The sequence below is a fragment of the Streptomyces sp. NPDC058470 genome (assembly GCF_042721055.1).
GTDB lineage: Bacteria > Actinomycetota > Actinomycetes > Streptomycetales > Streptomycetaceae > Streptomyces.
The window spans coordinates 38,285-53,594 of the sequence record NZ_JBHXMF010000028.1; the positions used below are offsets into that span (position 1 = coordinate 38,285).

Genomic DNA, 15,310 nt, shown 5'->3' on the forward strand with positions numbered 1-15,310 from the left:
GGTCGCGGCACGACCTCCGGATAAGGCGCCGGCTCCGTGTCCTCGTCGCGGTTGACCGTCGCGAACATCCAGTTGGCGACCGCCAGTTGGTCGACGACCGAGGCCAGCAGGTGGTCGGTGATCGTCCAGTCCGCCTGTTCGCCGTGGACGGCTCGGGCGAAGGACGAGTCGGCCGGGAGGTGTTCGATCAGGACGCGCAGGCGGCGCGAGGAGAGGCGGCCCCGGTGCCAGTCGAGGAGGTCGACGCCGTAGTGGCGGAGCAGGTCCGCCTCCAGGGCCTCGGCGTGCTCGTCGACCAGCGCGCCGAGGCTCAGCCTTCCCCCAGCGTCATCCCCGTCTCGCTGCCGTACGCCTCCAGGATCGCGGAGACGTCCTGGACACTGACGTCGTACTTGCCGAACCGCTCGAACTGCTCGGGCCCGAGCAGCAACGCGAGCAGACCGTCGATGTCGTTGTCCTCCAGCGTGGCGATCTGCTTGGCGATGCTGCGCGGGAACTCGGTGGGCAGGCGGAACACATCCGTGTCCACCTCGAACTCCCAGTCCTTCCCGACGGTTTCGAGGCGCTGGGCGCGGGCGGCGTTGACGTTGAAACGGGCCATGACGGGGAGAGCTCCTCACAAGGGACGGGCAGGGGGATCGCTCAGGCCGCGCTGAAGCTCGGGTCCTTCATCAGGAACGTCGCGAGCGGGGCGCCGTTCACCGTGGCCAGCGCCGTGAATGTGACGCCCAGCTTCACGGGGGCCGTACGGACGAGGGAGATCTCCTCCGTCTCGGTCACCTGGCCGCGGGCGACGATCAGGCGGTACGACACGTCGGTCCCGTCGACGAACTCCAGCCCGAGCATGCGCTCGTCGAACTTCGGCTCGGCCTCCAGCTCGTACTTGTACAGCCCGGACCCGGTCGCCGTCTCCTTCACCGACCCTCCGCCGAAGAAGAACGGCATGGTGTCCTCGTTGAGTTGAAGGAGCTGGAACTTGAAGCTGAGGTCGCGGTCGGAGTAGACGAACCGCGCCGCGCTGACGCTCTGCCAGGTGTCGACGGGGTCCAGCTTGTCCTTCTTGGTGATCTTGACCCCGTCGGTGCTGGTGTAGCCGAGGTCTTTCCAGGCCGCGCCCCACGCCGCGCTGGTATCGGCGGGTGGTGCGGTGGCGAGTGGGGCGATGAGGACCCGGCCGCTGCCCGCGACCCTGATCTCCTTGGCGTTCGTTCCGGCCATCACTGCTCCTTGGTGGGAGTGGGACATGACGTGCTGCGGATGCGTGCGGACGATGCGCGGGGCGCCGGGTGGAGCGGGCGCCCCGCGACGGGAGTGCGTTCGGAGCCGGCGGTCAGGCCGGGCGGACCACCAGACGGGTGGTCGAGACATAGCGGTTGGCGGTTGCGTGCCGGTAGTCGGGCAGCCAGCGCGGGCCGTCCTCCTCGACGACGTCCACGACGGTCGCCTCGCCGTACACCGCTCCCCGGAGCTGGAGCACCAGGGCGCGGGCGACCAGGGAGACGGTGTGGGCCGCGGCCTTGGACGGGCCGTACACCTCCAGGTCGACCAGCGGGTTGTCCAGCCGGGGATCCTCCGCCCAGGCTCCGCCGACCCGGGAGACCAGTACCGCGCGCTGCGAGCCGTCGAAGCCGGAGGGCGGCTGGACATCGACCAGGACACCGGCCAGCTCACTGCGGTCCTTCAGGAGATCTACGACCAGCTGCTCGACGTCCGGGAAGGTGATGTACGGCTCGGTCATCGCCGGGACTCCGGCTCGGTATCCGACGCAGCGGCCGGCTCGGCATCCGACTCAGGCGCGGGCAGGGCGATCACCCCGAGGACTTCCCGCGCGGTCGCGTCGTCCAACTCGACGACGTCGCCGGGCTCATGCCCGTTCCACCAATAGGTCAGCTGGATTCTCTGCACAGCACTCCCCCGATGATCGGCTGTACGACTCCCGCGCGGAGACCGACGACGAGAACTGGTCGAGAACTCGACGAAGGGAACTAATGGAAGGTCAACTTCCGCTATCGCCATGGAAGTTGCTGCCCCGCGGGCCCCAAATGTAACCAGCACCCCAACAGCAGCGTGAGTCGTCTGAAGTTTCGAACACGTAACAATTACGTAGCGCATGCGCACGACTACCATCCGACCGTCTCCCACCCGCGGAAACCGCTCCCCGCGCGGACCATGGCGACATGACACGGCACACCGGCTTCCGCTCCGAGGTGAAGGACGCCGTCACCCCGCGGGCCATCCCCTCGTCCTCGGCGCGACCGCCCTACAGCTGTTGTTCATCACCTCCCACGTGGGCGCGCTGCGCAGGGCGTCTTCAGGATCGTCGGCATCGGCGTGGCCACCCTGCTGGTCGTGATCGCGGGCAACCCGAGCGCGGGCTGCGCCGCCACCCCTCCACCCCGTAGGTCGCCACCCCTCCCCCGTGGGCCGCCACCCTCAACCCCGTAGGCCGCCGCCCCTCACGCCCCACAGAGGCGACGCCGCACGGACGAGAGCCCCGCCCCCGCAAAAGCGGGAACGGGGCTCCGACACACACCGCAGCCGTCAGCCGATGGCCGCCCCGAAGGCCGAAAGCGCCTCGGTGACCGGCTGGAAGAACGTCGTGCCACCCGAGGTGCAGTCACCGCTTCCGCCGGAGGTGAGTCCGATCGCGGTGGAGCCCGAGAAGAGTGAGCCGCCGCTGTCGCCGGGCTCGGCGCAGACGTTGGTCTGGATGAGCCCGTTGACGATGTCGCCGTTGCCGTAGTTCACGGTGGCGTTCAGGCCGGTGACCGTGCCGCTGTGCACCTGGGTCGTCGAACCGCTGCGGGTCACCGACTGGCCGACCGTCGGGTTGCCCGCCTGGGTGATGGCCTGCGCGGACCCGTTGTAGAGGTCGACCTCGCTCGGGTGGGCGACGCTGGAGGTGTACTGGACCAGGCCGTAGTCGTTGTCCGGGAAGCTGGATCCCGCGTTCTGGCCGATCACGTTGCCGGACGAGTCCGACCAGGTGGAGATGGCCTCGGTGCAGTGGCCGGCCGTGATGAAGTACGGCGCGCCGTCCTTGACCACGTTGAAGCCGAGCGAGCAGCGTCCGCCACCGCCGGTGATGGCGTCGCCGCCCGCAACGAAGGGCTTGAACTCCCCCTTCGTACGCTGGAGTTCGGCCGTGGAGCCGAGCCCGTCGACGACCTCGGTCAGCTTGGCCAGTTCGGCCTTGGAGACGGTGCCGTCCGCGGTGACGACGACCTTGTTGGTCTCCGGGTCGGTCGCCCATGAGGTGCCGGGGATGGTCGCGTCCTTCTGGAGCGTCGTATGGGCGCTCGTCAGCTCGGCGAGGGAGTTCTCGACGATTCTCGCCTGGGCGCCGGTCGCCTGGACGGTCTGCGCGGCGCTTTCGTCGAGGACGTTGACGACGAGACTCCTGGTCTTCGCGTCGTAGTACGTTCCCGCCGCGTCGGTGCCGAGGTCCTTGCCGAGGGTCGAGGCGAGCTTTCCGGCCGCCTCGATCGAGAACGTCCGCGGAGTCGGGGTCTCGCTGGCGTTCGCAGTCTGGAAGGTTACTCCCGCGGCGATCAGTGCGGTGATTCCCGCGCCCGCGATGGCGGCACGCCGCCTGGATATGCGTCGGTGCTTCAACTTACGTCCTCCTGTGGGGGGCCGGCCTGGAGGTTGTGGGGACCTCTTCGGCCGGAAGGTGTACGGACATGAAGCCGCGGTACAGCAAAAAGCCGCGTCCATGCCAATAGTTCGATGCCCACTATTCCGAGGCTTACCGGGGGCACACAAGGTCGACTTCAGGACTCGCGTGCGCCAAGGGGCGTACGCCCCCTATGTGTTGACTGTGGGTGGTCACTCCACCTGGGTTCCCGGTGCAAACGCTGCGTGCGCGTACCCGTTGCGCAGCCTGTGAGGTCTAGTCCTGTCCGGTTTTCGACCCCTCGGGGTCCGATTCCACCGGGACCTCGCCGGGCGGGAGTTGCTCCTGCACCGGTTGCTGAGGCACCGCCGCCGCCGGTTGCGCACTCGGCGTACCCGGCTGCGCCCGTTCCAGGAACCGCAGCAGCTCCACCGGGAAGGGCAGTACGAGCGTGGAGTTCTTCTCAGCGGCGACGGCCACCACCGTCTGTAGCAGGCGTAGTTGGAGTGCGGCGGGCTGTTCGGACATCACCTCGGCGGCCTCCGCCAGCTTCTTGGACGCCTGGAGTTCCGCGTCGGCGTTGATGATCCGGGCGCGGCGTTCGCGGTCGGCCTCCGCCTGCCGGGCCATCGAGCGCTTCATCGTCTCCGGCAGGGACACGTCCTTGATCTCGACGCGGTCGATCTGCACACCCCAGCCGACCGCCGGGCTGTCGATCATCAACTCCAGGCCCTGGTTGAGCTTTTCGCGGTTGGAGAGCAGATCGTCGAGATCGCTCTTGCCGATGATCGAGCGGAGCGACGTCTGCGCCATCTGCGAGACCGCGAACTGGTAGTCCTCGACCTGGATGACGGCGTCGGCGGCGTCGATCACCTTGAAGTAGATGACGGCGTCCACCCGGACCGTGACGTTGTCCCGCGTGATGCCGTCCTGCGCGGGCACCGGCATCGTCACGATCTGCATGTTGACCTTACGCAGCTTGTCCACGAAGGGCACGATCATCGTGAACCCGGGGCCGCGCACCGACGAGCGCAGTCTGCCGAGCCGCAGCACGACACCCCGTTCGTACTGTTTGACGACACGGGCCCCGGCCATCACATAGACCAGCCCCACGGACGCGACGGAGACTCCCGCCGCCACCAGCTCCTCCACCATTACGGCCCCCAGGGTCCGAAGTGGGCGCATCAGGCATGTACGTCGACGGTAACTCCGTCACCCGAGCAAGGGCGAGCCCCCGCACGTCAGTTGCGTGCGGGGGCTCGCCTTCTGCTGGCTGCAAGGTCAGGTCGTGCGACAGCCGGTGGGGGGTGAGTACCGGCCTAGAAGACGCTGACGCCGTAGGCGCTCAGGGCCTCCACGACGGGCTGGAAGAACGTCGTGCCGCCGGAGGTGCAGTTGCCGCTACCGCCGGAGGTCAGACCGTAGGCGATACCGGAGCTGGAGTAGAGCGAGCCGCCGGAGTCGCCGGGCTCGGCGCAGACGTTGGTCTGGATCATGCCGTAGACGATGTCGCCGCCACCGTAGTTGACGGTCGCGTTGAGGGCGGAGACCCGGCCGCTGTGCGTGCCGGTGGTCGAGCCGTCGCGGTAGACCGTGGCGCCCACGGCCGGGGTGCCCGCGCTGGTGATGTCCACGCCGCCGGCGGTGCCCGCCTTGGCGACCGTGGTGTTGGTGTAGCGCACCAGGCCGTAGTCGTTGGTCGGGAAGCTGGAGCCCGCCGTGGTGCCGAGCGTCGTGGTGTGGGTGGAGTTCGACCACCAGGTGCCCGCGCCGTCGGTGCAGTGACCGGCGGTCAGGAAGTAGTACGTGGTGCCGCTGCGGACGTTGAAGCCGAGGGAGCAGCGCCAGCTGCTCGCGTAGATGGCGTCGCCGCCCTGGATCAGCTTGTTGAACTTGCCGGGGACGTGCTTGATCTGCAGGGCGCCGGCGTTGTCGGCCGCGGTCGCCCTGATCTCCGCGATCTCCGTCGCGGAGACGGTGCTGTCGACGGTGACGACGACCTTGTTGGTCTTCGCGTCGACCGCCCAGGCGGTGCCGGGAACATCGGCCTTGAGCACCGAGGCGCCGGCGCTCTTCAGTTCGGACGCGGTGAAGGGCTCCGCGCCGCTCGCGCTGGAGGTGGGGATGGTGACAGCAGCTGCGGCCACGAGTCCGGTGGTGACGGCGATCAGCCGGACCCGTCTCGCTATACCGCTGCGGGGGGTGGTGCGCTTGATCCTCACGTTCGTCCCTCCGAGGGGGGTGTCGGGGGCCCGCGTGGGGTCGGGGCCCGTGAGGCGCAGCCAGGGACACCCCTGCCCGGATTCCGGACAAGCCGTGCTCCTGGGAAGCGCTGTGGGGGAGTATTCGACCGCGCGACCAATCTCCGCAAGGGCACCTTTCGGTCATGCGGGGTTCAACTGACCAACGACACAAGTAGGTTGATCTTGTATCGAAGACACCCCCGAGCTACGCGTGTTGACAGGCATTGACCATGTCACCGCAGTGCCCCCCGGCGAGCGCCGCCCTCGGCGGCCGCGGCAACCCGGCGAGCGGGCCACTGGCCGAGAATGGCGTGTTCCTGCCATGTGCACAGCCGTCTCACAGAGAGATACGTCCGGCCCCGCGAACGCGCGCCGACGAAGACCACCGCCGGCGCGCGCAGGCCTGGGACCGGACGACTCAGAGCAGGTTCCGCTCCCCCGCCGCGATCGCCGCAACCAGGGTGTTCCCGGGCGGCGGGAACGGGCAGATGAAGTGGTCCGCGAAGGCGCACGGCGGGAGCACGGCCCGGTTGAAGTCCACCGTCGTACGCCCCTGGGCGTCGGGCGCCGCGGGCCGCAGGAACCGGAAGCGGTAACTGCCCTGCCCGCTTGTGGAGTCGGCGAACACGGCCCACAGCGAGCCGTCGCTCTCCACCGAGACCTGGAGTGTGAGGTCCTGTCCATCGAGGGTGAAGGCGAGCACCCCGCCGAGCCCCAGACCGCGCGCTCGCCCGTCCGCGTTCTCCACGCGTACGGTGCGACTCTCGCCGTACGGCGTGAAGTGACCCGGCACCGACCAGCGCGGGTCGTGGTCGGTCGCCTCGATGCCCTTGAAGGCCCGCCGCGCGGGTGAGTCGGGGTCGAAGTCGCGTACGCCCCAGATCCCCTCCCGCACGAGCACGACGAAGCGGCGCTCGCCGTGCCCGACGCGGGCGCCGTCCGCCGGACCGAGGTCGGCACCGAGCGTGACCTCACCGGTGAAGAGCTCCCCGCCGAGCGTGAGACCGTCCTCGGCCGCCGCCGTCAGTACGACCGCGTCACCGCCGACTGCCCAACGCCCAGGGATGCCTGGAAGCTGCCCCTCCGGATAGTCCTCGATCCAGTGGGTGCCCGTGAGCGCGAGCGGTCCATAGGTCGCGGACACCGTCTCACTGCGGTGCTCGTGCCAGTGCTTCCAGTCCTCGGATGCGTCCGTCGTCATGTGATCAACCCTTCCACACCGGATCCCGCAACCCGAGGTGTGAGCGCAGCGTCGTGCCTGTGTATTCCGTACGGAACGCGCCGCGCTCCTGGAGCAGCGGCACCACCCGGTCCACGAAGTCGTCCAGGCCGCCGGGTGTCAGATGCGGTACGAGGATGAAGCCGTCGGCGGCGTCCTTCGTGACGAACTCGTCGAGCTCGGCGGCGACGGCCTCCGGGGTGCCGACGAAGGACTGCCGGCCGCTCGCCTCGATCACGGTCTGCCGGATGGACAGCCCCTTCTCGCGCGACAGGGCCCGCCACTTCTCGGCGATCGCGAAGGGGTCGGCGACTTTCACCCGCCCCTGGACCAGGGTCGATCCGAGCTCCGGGTCGATGTCCGGGAGGGGCCCGTCGGGGTCGTACGAGGAGAGGTCGACGCCCCAGACCTGCTCCAGCGCGAGGATCGCGTTCTGCGGCGAGACCTGTAGGCGGCGGATCTCGGCGGCCCGCTCCTGAGCCTCGGCGGCGGTGTCGCCGAGCACGACGGTGACCCCGGGCATGATCTTCAGGTCCTCGGGCGCCCGCCCGTACTTCGCGAGCCGCCCCTTTACGTCGGCGTAGAACTCCCGGCCCGCCTCCAGAGTCCCGTGTCTCGTGAAGATCACGTCGGCGGTGGACGCGGCGAACTCGCGGCCCTCCGGCGAGTCCCCGGCCTGGATGACGACCGGATACCCCTGCGGGGAGCGCGGCACGGTGAACTCGCCCGCGATGTCGAAGTGTTGACCCCGGTGCGCAAAGGGACGGGGCAGTCCGTCGGGCGTCCAGGAGTCCCACAACTCCCGTGCGGTGGCGACGAATTCAGCGGCGCGTGTTATGGGGGTCCCCCCGCTCGAACGAAGTTGAGAGTGGGGGAGGTCGGCACGGTCCAGGTAGCCGCCGCGCCGGAAGTTCTCCCCGGTGAAGGCGTCCGAGGAGGTCACCACGTTCCAGGCGGCCCGGCCGCCGCTCAGGTGGTCCAACGTGGCGAACCTGCGGGCGAGTTCGTACGGCTCGTTGAAGGTCGCGTTGACCGTGGCAGCGAGCCCGAGCCGCTCGGTGACGGCCGCGAGCGCGTTGAGCACGGTGATCGACTCCGGCCGTCCCACCACGTCCAGATCATGGATACGTCCCCGGTGCTCACGCAGCCGCAGCCCCTCCGCGAGGAAGAAGAAGTCGAAAAGACCGCGCTCGGCGGTGCGCGCGAGATGCTCGAAGGACGCGAAGTCGATCTGGGACCTCGACCGGGGATCGGCCCAGACGGTGGTGTTGTTGACGCCCGGGAAGTGGGCGGCGAGGTGCACCTGCTTGCGTACGGTCATGACGTTCCCCCTGCCACGGCGTACTGGTTGGCGGGCCGGCCAAGCCCCAGGTGTTCCCGGAGCGTGCTGCCCGGATAGAAGGTGCGGAACAGGCCGCGGTGCTGGAGCAGCGCCACCGTGCCGTTGACGAGCCGCTCCAGGTCACGGAGGGGTTCGACGGGCGTGAGGTGGAAGCCGTCGGCGGCCTCGGCCTGGTGCCAGGAGGTGATCAGCTCGGCGAGATCGACCGGACCGCCCCGGTACAGCGGGCCCTGCGCGGTCTGCCGGGGTCCCCCGCCGCCATGGCCCGGCACGGCCGCGTGCTCGCCGTCACCGAGGTCGACGGAGAGCCCGGCGAGGACGCGCAGGCCGTCCGGGTCGCGGCCGAACCGCGCGGCTCCGTCCCGCAGTTCGGCCCGTACGGCACGGGCCTGCGCCGGGCCCGCGACCCGGACGAGCGCCACGTCGGCGTACCGGGCCGCGGTCTGCCGGGCGTGCCCCTCGGTGGCGTCGACGACCCGGACGGGGTGACCCTGCGGAGGGCGCGGCACGATCGAGGGGCCCTTCACCGAGAAGGTCGGGCCCTCGAAGTCGACGTGGTGCAGCTTGTCCCGGTCGACGAAGCGGCCGGTCGCCTCGTCACGTATCTCGGCGTCGTCCTGCCAGCTGTCCCACAACCGGGCGGCCACGTCGGCGACTTCGCCGGCCTCCCGCCACAGCCCATCGGCGGGCGCGGCGTGTCGGCGGCCGAAGAGCCGTGCCTCGCCCTCGGACGTCGACACCTCGATCTGCCAGCCGGCCCGGCCACGGCTGACCCAGTCGAGGGTCGCCACGGCCGCCTGCACATGGAAGGGCTCGGTGTGTGTGGTGGTCACGGTCGGCACCAGCCCGACTCTGCGGGTGACGGGCGCGACCCGCGCGAGGACGGCGAGCGCGTCGGGTCCCGGACGCGCGAAGGTGTCGCCGAGCGTCACGAAGTCGAGCGCCCCGCGCTCCGCGAGCTGCGCCAGCTCCACATGGGAGGCGGCATCGTAGGCCGCCTGCTGATCGAGGGCGGCGGCCAGGTGCAGAAGCCCCCGGCCGTTCGGTGCGGTCATGGAGTGGGACCTTTCAGCGGGGAGCCAGGGGGTGTCGTTCGGATCACCTCGGATCAGGCCGCGGCGCATGGGGCGTGCGTCGCAAGGCGGATCATGACCCGCGTACTGGGCGTACTCGGGTGATGCGACAACGCGGCGAGGTGCCGTACCGGACGTCGCGGACCCGAGGTGATCCGAACGACACCCCCTAGGAGAGCGGCGGGATCTGTGCGGATCCCGCCGCTCTCGGGTGGACTACGACTCGGTCTTCGGCAGACCCGGAGGGTTGATCTCGGACTTCTCGACGGCCTCGCTCGTCAGCCCCCAGCGCTTGAGCACCTCGGCGTACTGGCCGTTCTCGATCACGTGGTCGATGGCGGCGGCGTACGCGTCCACCAGGCCGCTGTCCTTCTTCGTGGTGGCGGCGATCTTGCCCTGGAGCTTGTCACCGGCACCCGAGAGCGTGCCCACGATCACGGTCTGGCCGGCGGACGCGACGTGGTACGCGGCGGACGGGCTCGGGCCGAGATAGGCGTCGATGCGTCCCGACTGGAGCGCCAGGTAGTAGTCCGTGTCCTTCTGGTAGTACTTGATGTCCACGGGCTTGAGACCGGCGTCCTCGTTCTGCTTGCTCCAGTCGACGAGGATCTTCTCCTGGTTGGTGCCGGAGGACACGGCGATGGTCTTGCCCGCGACGTCCTTGGGCTCCTTGACCGTCCAGTCGACGCCCTTCTTCGCCTCGAACGCGATGTTGTCGAGTCGGTAGGTCGCGAAGTCGTACTTCTCCTTGCGCTCCTCGGTGACGGTGACGTTCGAGAACACGGCGTCGAACTTGGCGCTGTCGAGCCCGACGAAGAGGTTTTCCCAGGAGACCTCCTCGTTGTCGAGCTTGAGACCGAGGGTGTCCGCGACCAGCGTGGCGATATCGATCTCCGAGCCGATTCTGGTTTTGTCGTCGGTCGCGTAGAACCCGAGTGGCGGCGAGGCGTCGGCACTCTGGCCGAGCTTCAGCGTGCCGCGCTCCCGGATGGCCGCCGGCACGAGCGCGGCGATCGAGTCGACCTTCTTGCCGCGGATGCGGTTCTGGTCGGGGCCGATGTTGATGTTGCCGACCTTCTTGGTGTCCGAGCCGCCCGTCCCGGTGGCCGCGTCACTGTCACCACCGCAGGCGCTGAGCAGCGGTGCGGCGACAAGGGCGGCGATGGAGGCTGCGAAGGTACGTCGGGACAGCATGGGCGAACTCCTATGAGGATTAAGGGATGTGACGGGCCGTCTCAGAAAGAACGGGGCTTCAGAGGACCTTGGACAGAAACGCCCGGGTCCGTTCGTGCTGCGGATTGTCGAGTACGTCGCCGGGGGTGCCCTGCTCGACGACGCGGCCGTCGTCCATGAAGACGACGGTGTCGGCCACCTCGCGGGCGAAGCCGATCTCGTGCGTGACCACGATCATCGTCGTGCCCTGGTGGGCCAGGTCCTTGATGACGTCGAGGACCTCACCGACCAGCTCGGGGTCGAGCGCGGAGGTCGGCTCGTCGAAGAGCAGCAGCTTCGGTTCCAGGGCCAGCGCGCGGGCGATGGCGACCCGCTGCTGCTGACCGCCGGACAGCTGCTTCGGGTAGGCGTCGGCCTTGTCGGCGAGCCCCACCCGGTCGAGCAGTCTCCGCGCGTTCTCCACGGCGTCCCTGCGGGGCCGCTTCAGCGCGGACACCGGCGCCTCGACGATGTTGTCCAGCACGGTGAGGTGCGGGAAGAGGTTGAAGTTCTGGAAGACGAAGCCGATCTGGGTACGCTGCTTGAGGATCTCCCGCTCGCGCAGTTCGTACAGTTTGTCGCCGGAGCGCCGGTAGCCGACGAGGGTGCCGTCGACGCTGATCCAGCCCTGGTCGACCTTCTCCAGGTGGTTGATGGTGCGCAGCAGCGTCGACTTGCCGGACCCGGACGGGCCGAGGATGACGGTGACCTCCCCGGTCCGCACTTCGAGGTCGACGCCCTTGAGTACTTCCAGCGAACCGAAGCTCTTGTGCACGGACTTGACGTCCACCATCGGTGCCGTGCGGTCCTGCGTGCCCTCGTCCTGCGTGCCCTCGTCCTGCGTGACCGTGGCGCTCATCGCGTGGCCCCCTTCGAGAAGTGTCGTTCGACGTAGTACTGGAGGATGGAGAGCGCGGTGGTCAGGAGGATGTACCAGGCGGTGGCGACCATCAGGAGCGGGACGACCCGGCCGTTGCGGCCGTAGATCACCTGGACCTGGTAGAAGAGCTCGCCGATCGCCATCACGGAGACGATCGAGGTCCCCTTGAAGAGGGAGATCACCTCGTTGGCGGCGTTCGGCAGGATCGAGCGCATCGCCTGCGGCAGCACGATCCGCCGGATCTGCCGCAACCTCGGGATGCCGAGTGCGGCGGCCGCCTCCAACTGCCCGCTGTCCACGGCCAGTACACCGCCGCGCACGATCTCCGCCGCGTACGCCGCCTGATGCAGCGCGAGGCCGAGCACGGCCGCACTCATGGCACCGACCAGGTCCATCGTCGGGAAGGAGAAGAAGCCGGGCCCGAACGGGATGCCGAACTGCAACTCCTGGTAGAGGTAGGCCAGGTTGAACCAGAAGAGCAGCTGCACGATCAGCGGGATCGAGCGGAACGCCCAGATGTAAGCGAAGGCCACGGCCTTCAGGAACGGGCTGGCCGACAGCCGCATGAAGGCGAGCACGATACCCAGCGCGAAGCCCAACGCCGTTCCATAGAAGGTCAGTTGGAGGGTGACCCAGACCGCCTTGAGGACCACGTCCGCCGCGAAGTACTCGGCGAACACATCCCACTCCCAGCCGGCGTTGGTGGCGAGTCCGTGCGCGAACTGCGCGAGCAGCACGGCGGTCGCGATCACGGCGGCCCAGCGCCAGGGGTGCCGGACGGGCACGACCTTGAGCGCGCCGAGATCCTCGGGTTCGGGGGCCGATTTCGTGCGGGGTGGATCACTGGTCAGGGACATGAGGGTTCCTCGGGGGCGTGATGGGACGTGAGCGGAAGACCGGGCGGGTGGTGGAGCGGCAGGGTCCGAAGAGGCGTCGGGGCCGGAGCCTCAGGCCGCTGCCCGACAGGAGAGCGCGCGCAGGAACGCCAGCACGGCACGCGCCGCCGCGTCGTTCTGCCGGAAGGCCGGCCCTCCGGTACGCGGCCGGGTGAACGCCCCCGAGCCGCGCGCGTCGGTGTGCGGGCCGAGTGCGAAGCGCCGGGGGTGCGGGGTGCCGGAGCGGTCCAGGACCCGGCCGTCGGCGGGGTCCACGGCGAGCAGTCCCTCGGGAGTCGCGGCGGCTCCGCCGGCGTACAGCTCGCGCAGCAGCAGGTCGCTGGTGCGCTCGACCGTGGGGTGCGGCAGCCGCGCCTCGACGAGCGCGCGGGCCTCGACCGTCGCGCCGGGCACGGTGGCACTGCCGCCCCGGAAGACGCCGTCCTCGGCGGCGACGGTCATGTCGGCGCCCACGAACCTCAGGATCCCGGCCCGCGACAGCGCCAGCATCTGCCGCAGCCGGGGCCCGGGCGGCCCCGACGCGAGATAGCTGAAGAAGCCGTGCCACCACGGGCCGATGTCACCGAGCCGGACCAACTGGCCGTACACGGAGAGCAGGCCGAGGAAGACGGCCAGGTCAGGGCTGTTCGACGGGTCGTGACGCCGCGTCAAATCCCCTTCGATGTAAGCACGCAGGCCTGTCTGGAGTTCCTCGTACGAGGTGTGCCGCACCCCGTCGAGCGGATGGTCGAGGGCGGTGAGGTCGAGCCGGTGGGCCGGATCGGGCACAGCGGATGCCACCAGCGCCTGGACCTCGACGGCGTCCGAGGCCGCGTACTTCTCCTCGAAGTCCGTCCAGGCCATCCGCGTCCGCTCGGGGTGCGCCGCGAACAGCCGGTGGTAGTGCGCGAACCCCAGCTCCTTCTCGACCAGCGGCTGGACATCCCGCCGGAAGTCGAAACCGTCCGGCCGCGCGAGCAGCCCGTCGATCTCGGCGGGCCCCAAGAACCTTGGCAGCGGCGGCGGTTCCCCCGCCCAGTCGTAACCGATCTTGGAGTGGTAGGGAACCCCGCGCCGGGAGCCGACATACAGGATCGGCTCGCGTCCGGACGGGATGTACGTCTCTCCCTCGTGGCGTCCGCCGCGCCCCTCCGTCAGCAGCACCATCAGGTCGACGAAGGCGAGCCCGAAGCCGCGCACCAGAACCGGTTCGCCCGCCTCCAGCGCGGACAGGTCGCTGTCGGCGGTGAAGTCCGGCGGCAGATGCACCAGCCCGTGGCGTTCGGCGTATGCCGCCAATTCCCGCTGCTCGTCGTCGAGTTCGGCGTCGAGGTGACCGAGCGCCAGGACCACCAGGTCGGCGTCGAGCGGCCGCGGCAGACCCTCCAGCCAGACCTGCTGGCGGCCCCCGCGAGGCCCGTCGACACGCAGGGCCCGGCGCGGGTGATGGTGGACCCGGACGCCCGACGGCAGGGCGGCCACGGCCCGTTCGTACACCCAGCGCAGATACGTGCCCTGTCGCTGCCGGTCCGCGAAGACCCGCCCGTCGAGGCCCGCCCACTCGTGCAGCGTGGGGCCTTCGAGCACCGGCCCGTCCATGGCCACCGTCTCGTCGGTGAACATCGTGACGTCCTGGGCCTGCGAGTTCATCCACAGCAGCGGCGACTGCTCCTCGCGCCAGATGCGTCCGGCGCCGGGCGGATAGGGATCGACGAGATGGATGTCGAAACCCCCGGAGCCCACCGTGCCCTGCGTGCCCTGGGTGCCCTGATTGCCTGAATCCCCGTACAGCTCAGGCAGGTTGGCGGCAATCCGCTCCAGGACACCGGCCCCCCGCGGCCCGGCGCCGACGATCACCAGGGAGGGCCGTCCGGCGCTCATCGGGTGCGCTCCGAACCGCGGGCGTAGTGCCGCTCGACGTAGTACTGGCCGACACTGAGCACCGAGGTGACGATGATGTACCAGAGCGTGGCCACCATCAGCAGGGGCATGACCTGGTAGGTGCGGTGGTAGACGAGCTGGACCGAGTAGAGCAGGTCCTGTACGGCGATGACGCTGACGATGGAGGTGCCCTTGAGAGTGCCGATCAGCATGTTCCCGGCCGGCGGCACGATGGAGCGCATCGCCTGTGGCAGCACGATCTTCCACCAGCGGCGCCACCTGCTCAGGCCGAGCGCCTGGGCGGCCTCGATCTGGCCGCGGTCGACGGAGAGGATGCCGCCCCGCACCACCTCGGCGGCGTACGCGGCCTCATGCAGGGTGAGGCCGACGATGGCGACGGTGACCGGGCCGAGCAGGTTCACCGTCCTGATCCCGAGGATCTCCGGGTACAGCACTCCGATGTTGAACCAGAACAGGAGCTGCACCAGGATCGGCATCGACCGGAACAGCCAGACATATCCCCAACTCACCGCCCGCAGCACGGGGTTGGTGGAGAGCCGGAACGCGGCGAGCAGAGTGCCGAGGGCGAAGCCGAGCACCATGACCAGCGCGGTCAGCCAGAGGGTGAGCCAGAGTCCGCGCAGCACCGAGGCGGTCGTGAAGTAGTCGCCCACGACGTCCCACTGGAACGCGTCGTTGCGCACTACGGAGTTGAGAGCGAGTCCGAGCAGGATCAGGACGGCAACGGCGGCGGTCCACTGGCCGAGACGGCGCTGCGGGACGATGCGCAAAGGCACCGCGTCTTCCGGTGCGGCCACCTTGGTAAGGGTGTCGGACGACATGCGAAGGCTCCGTGATGCGTCGAGTCGAACACGGTGATGCCTTCACACGGGGCCGTACGGCCACAGGGACCGGGCAGGCCACACAGCGCGTCACGAGGACGCCCCCACGGCCGAGCCCCTCAGCATG

The 15,310-nt window shown here is 69.4% G+C and carries 15 protein-coding genes; all 15 read right to left on the reverse strand.

The genetic code is table 11. The annotated features are described in order from the left end of the window. Positions 1–310 precede the first annotated feature (310 nt). The 15 genes from ACFWP7_RS21295 to ACFWP7_RS21365 all read right to left on the reverse strand — a co-directional run bounded on the left by ACFWP7_RS21295 (position 311) and on the right by ACFWP7_RS21365 (position 15,183). Positions 311–601 (reverse strand): hypothetical protein, encoded by a 291-nt coding sequence (locus ACFWP7_RS21295; protein ID WP_384383113.1) that lies wholly within the window; start codon positions 599–601, stop codon positions 311–313. 41 nt (positions 602–642) lie between these two features. Continuing rightward, positions 643–1,218 (reverse strand): phage tail protein, encoded by a 576-nt coding sequence (locus ACFWP7_RS21300; RefSeq protein ID WP_384383114.1) that lies wholly within the window; start codon positions 1,216–1,218, stop codon positions 643–645. Between the two features lie 112 nt (positions 1,219–1,330). Then, a complete protein-coding gene (locus ACFWP7_RS21305; protein WP_384383115.1) occupies positions 1,331–1,738 on the reverse strand; it encodes a hypothetical protein in 408 nt (135 codons plus the stop codon). After that, entirely contained in the window at positions 1,735–1,905 is a 171-nt protein-coding gene (locus ACFWP7_RS21310) for a hypothetical protein (protein ID WP_384383116.1), read from the reverse strand. The genes ACFWP7_RS21305 and ACFWP7_RS21310 overlap by 4 nt, the downstream gene beginning before the upstream one ends. 636 nt (positions 1,906–2,541) lie before the next feature. Continuing rightward, on the reverse strand, positions 2,542–3,615 hold the full coding sequence (locus ACFWP7_RS21315) for a S1 family peptidase (protein ID WP_384383117.1): 1,074 nt from the start codon (positions 3,613–3,615) through the stop codon (positions 2,542–2,544). A gap of 277 nt (positions 3,616–3,892) precedes the next feature. After that, positions 3,893–4,771, reverse strand: a complete 879-nt coding sequence (locus tag ACFWP7_RS21320; RefSeq protein ID WP_384383118.1) for a slipin family protein — start codon at positions 4,769–4,771, stop codon at positions 3,893–3,895. Positions 4,772–4,935: 164 nt separating this feature from the next. Next, complete coding sequence (locus ACFWP7_RS21325) at positions 4,936–5,838, reverse strand: S1 family peptidase (RefSeq protein WP_384383119.1); 903 nt, start codon at positions 5,836–5,838, stop codon at positions 4,936–4,938. Between the two features lie 439 nt (positions 5,839–6,277). Beyond that, positions 6,278–7,060, reverse strand: a complete 783-nt coding sequence (locus ACFWP7_RS21330; protein ID WP_384383120.1) for a DUF1684 domain-containing protein — start codon at positions 7,058–7,060, stop codon at positions 6,278–6,280. Positions 7,061–7,064: 4 nt separating this feature from the next. Beyond that, positions 7,065–8,399: an NtaA/DmoA family FMN-dependent monooxygenase gene (locus tag ACFWP7_RS21335; RefSeq protein WP_384383121.1), complete on the reverse strand. Its 1,335-nt coding sequence runs from the start codon at positions 8,397–8,399 to the stop codon at positions 7,065–7,067. Continuing rightward, positions 8,396–9,475 (reverse strand): LLM class flavin-dependent oxidoreductase, encoded by a 1,080-nt coding sequence (locus ACFWP7_RS21340; RefSeq protein WP_384383122.1) that lies wholly within the window; start codon positions 9,473–9,475, stop codon positions 8,396–8,398. The genes ACFWP7_RS21335 and ACFWP7_RS21340 overlap by 4 nt, the downstream gene beginning before the upstream one ends. A gap of 234 nt (positions 9,476–9,709) precedes the next feature. Beyond that, complete coding sequence (locus ACFWP7_RS21345; RefSeq protein ID WP_384383123.1) at positions 9,710–10,687, reverse strand: ABC transporter substrate-binding protein; 978 nt, start codon at positions 10,685–10,687, stop codon at positions 9,710–9,712. A gap of 58 nt (positions 10,688–10,745) precedes the next feature. Further along, complete coding sequence (locus ACFWP7_RS21350) at positions 10,746–11,498, reverse strand: amino acid ABC transporter ATP-binding protein (protein WP_384383191.1); 753 nt, start codon at positions 11,496–11,498, stop codon at positions 10,746–10,748. A gap of 62 nt (positions 11,499–11,560) precedes the next feature. Continuing rightward, on the reverse strand, positions 11,561–12,442 hold the full coding sequence (locus tag ACFWP7_RS21355; protein WP_384383124.1) for an amino acid ABC transporter permease: 882 nt from the start codon (positions 12,440–12,442) through the stop codon (positions 11,561–11,563). 90 nt (positions 12,443–12,532) lie between these two features. After that, a complete protein-coding gene (locus ACFWP7_RS21360) occupies positions 12,533–14,341 on the reverse strand; it encodes an FAD/NAD(P)-binding protein (protein ID WP_384383125.1) in 1,809 nt (602 codons plus the stop codon). Further along, positions 14,338–15,183: an amino acid ABC transporter permease gene (locus ACFWP7_RS21365; RefSeq protein ID WP_384383126.1), complete on the reverse strand. Its 846-nt coding sequence runs from the start codon at positions 15,181–15,183 to the stop codon at positions 14,338–14,340. Before ACFWP7_RS21365 ends, ACFWP7_RS21360 begins: the two co-directional genes overlap by 4 nt. Positions 15,184–15,310: the final 127 nt, after the last annotated feature.

What these genes read in the sequence shown, in the direction of transcription:
- ACFWP7_RS21295 (WP_384383113.1), bottom strand. Translation starts at nt 601, where the DNA reads ATGGCCCGTTTCAACGTCAACGCCGCCCGCGCCCAGCGCCTCGAAACC.
- ACFWP7_RS21300 (WP_384383114.1), bottom strand. Translation starts at nt 1,218, where the DNA reads ATGGCCGGAACGAACGCCAAGGAGATCAGGGTCGCGGGCAGCGGCCGG.
- ACFWP7_RS21305 (WP_384383115.1), bottom strand. Translation starts at nt 1,738, where the DNA reads ATGACCGAGCCGTACATCACCTTCCCGGACGTCGAGCAGCTGGTCGTA.
- ACFWP7_RS21320 (WP_384383118.1), bottom strand. Translation starts at nt 4,771, where the DNA reads ATGGTGGAGGAGCTGGTGGCGGCGGGAGTCTCCGTCGCGTCCGTGGGG.
- ACFWP7_RS21330 (WP_384383120.1), bottom strand. Translation starts at nt 7,060, where the DNA reads ATGACGACGGACGCATCCGAGGACTGGAAGCACTGGCACGAGCACCGC.
- ACFWP7_RS21335 (WP_384383121.1), bottom strand. Translation starts at nt 8,399, where the DNA reads ATGACCGTACGCAAGCAGGTGCACCTCGCCGCCCACTTCCCGGGCGTC.
- ACFWP7_RS21340 (WP_384383122.1), bottom strand. Translation starts at nt 9,475, where the DNA reads ATGACCGCACCGAACGGCCGGGGGCTTCTGCACCTGGCCGCCGCCCTC.
- ACFWP7_RS21345 (WP_384383123.1), bottom strand. Translation starts at nt 10,687, where the DNA reads ATGCTGTCCCGACGTACCTTCGCAGCCTCCATCGCCGCCCTTGTCGCC.
- ACFWP7_RS21350 (WP_384383191.1), bottom strand. Translation starts at nt 11,498, where the DNA reads ATGGTGGACGTCAAGTCCGTGCACAAGAGCTTCGGTTCGCTGGAAGTA.
- ACFWP7_RS21355 (WP_384383124.1), bottom strand. Translation starts at nt 12,442, where the DNA reads ATGTCCCTGACCAGTGATCCACCCCGCACGAAATCGGCCCCCGAACCC.
- ACFWP7_RS21360 (WP_384383125.1), bottom strand. Translation starts at nt 14,341, where the DNA reads ATGAGCGCCGGACGGCCCTCCCTGGTGATCGTCGGCGCCGGGCCGCGG.
- ACFWP7_RS21365 (WP_384383126.1), bottom strand. Translation starts at nt 15,183, where the DNA reads ATGTCGTCCGACACCCTTACCAAGGTGGCCGCACCGGAAGACGCGGTG.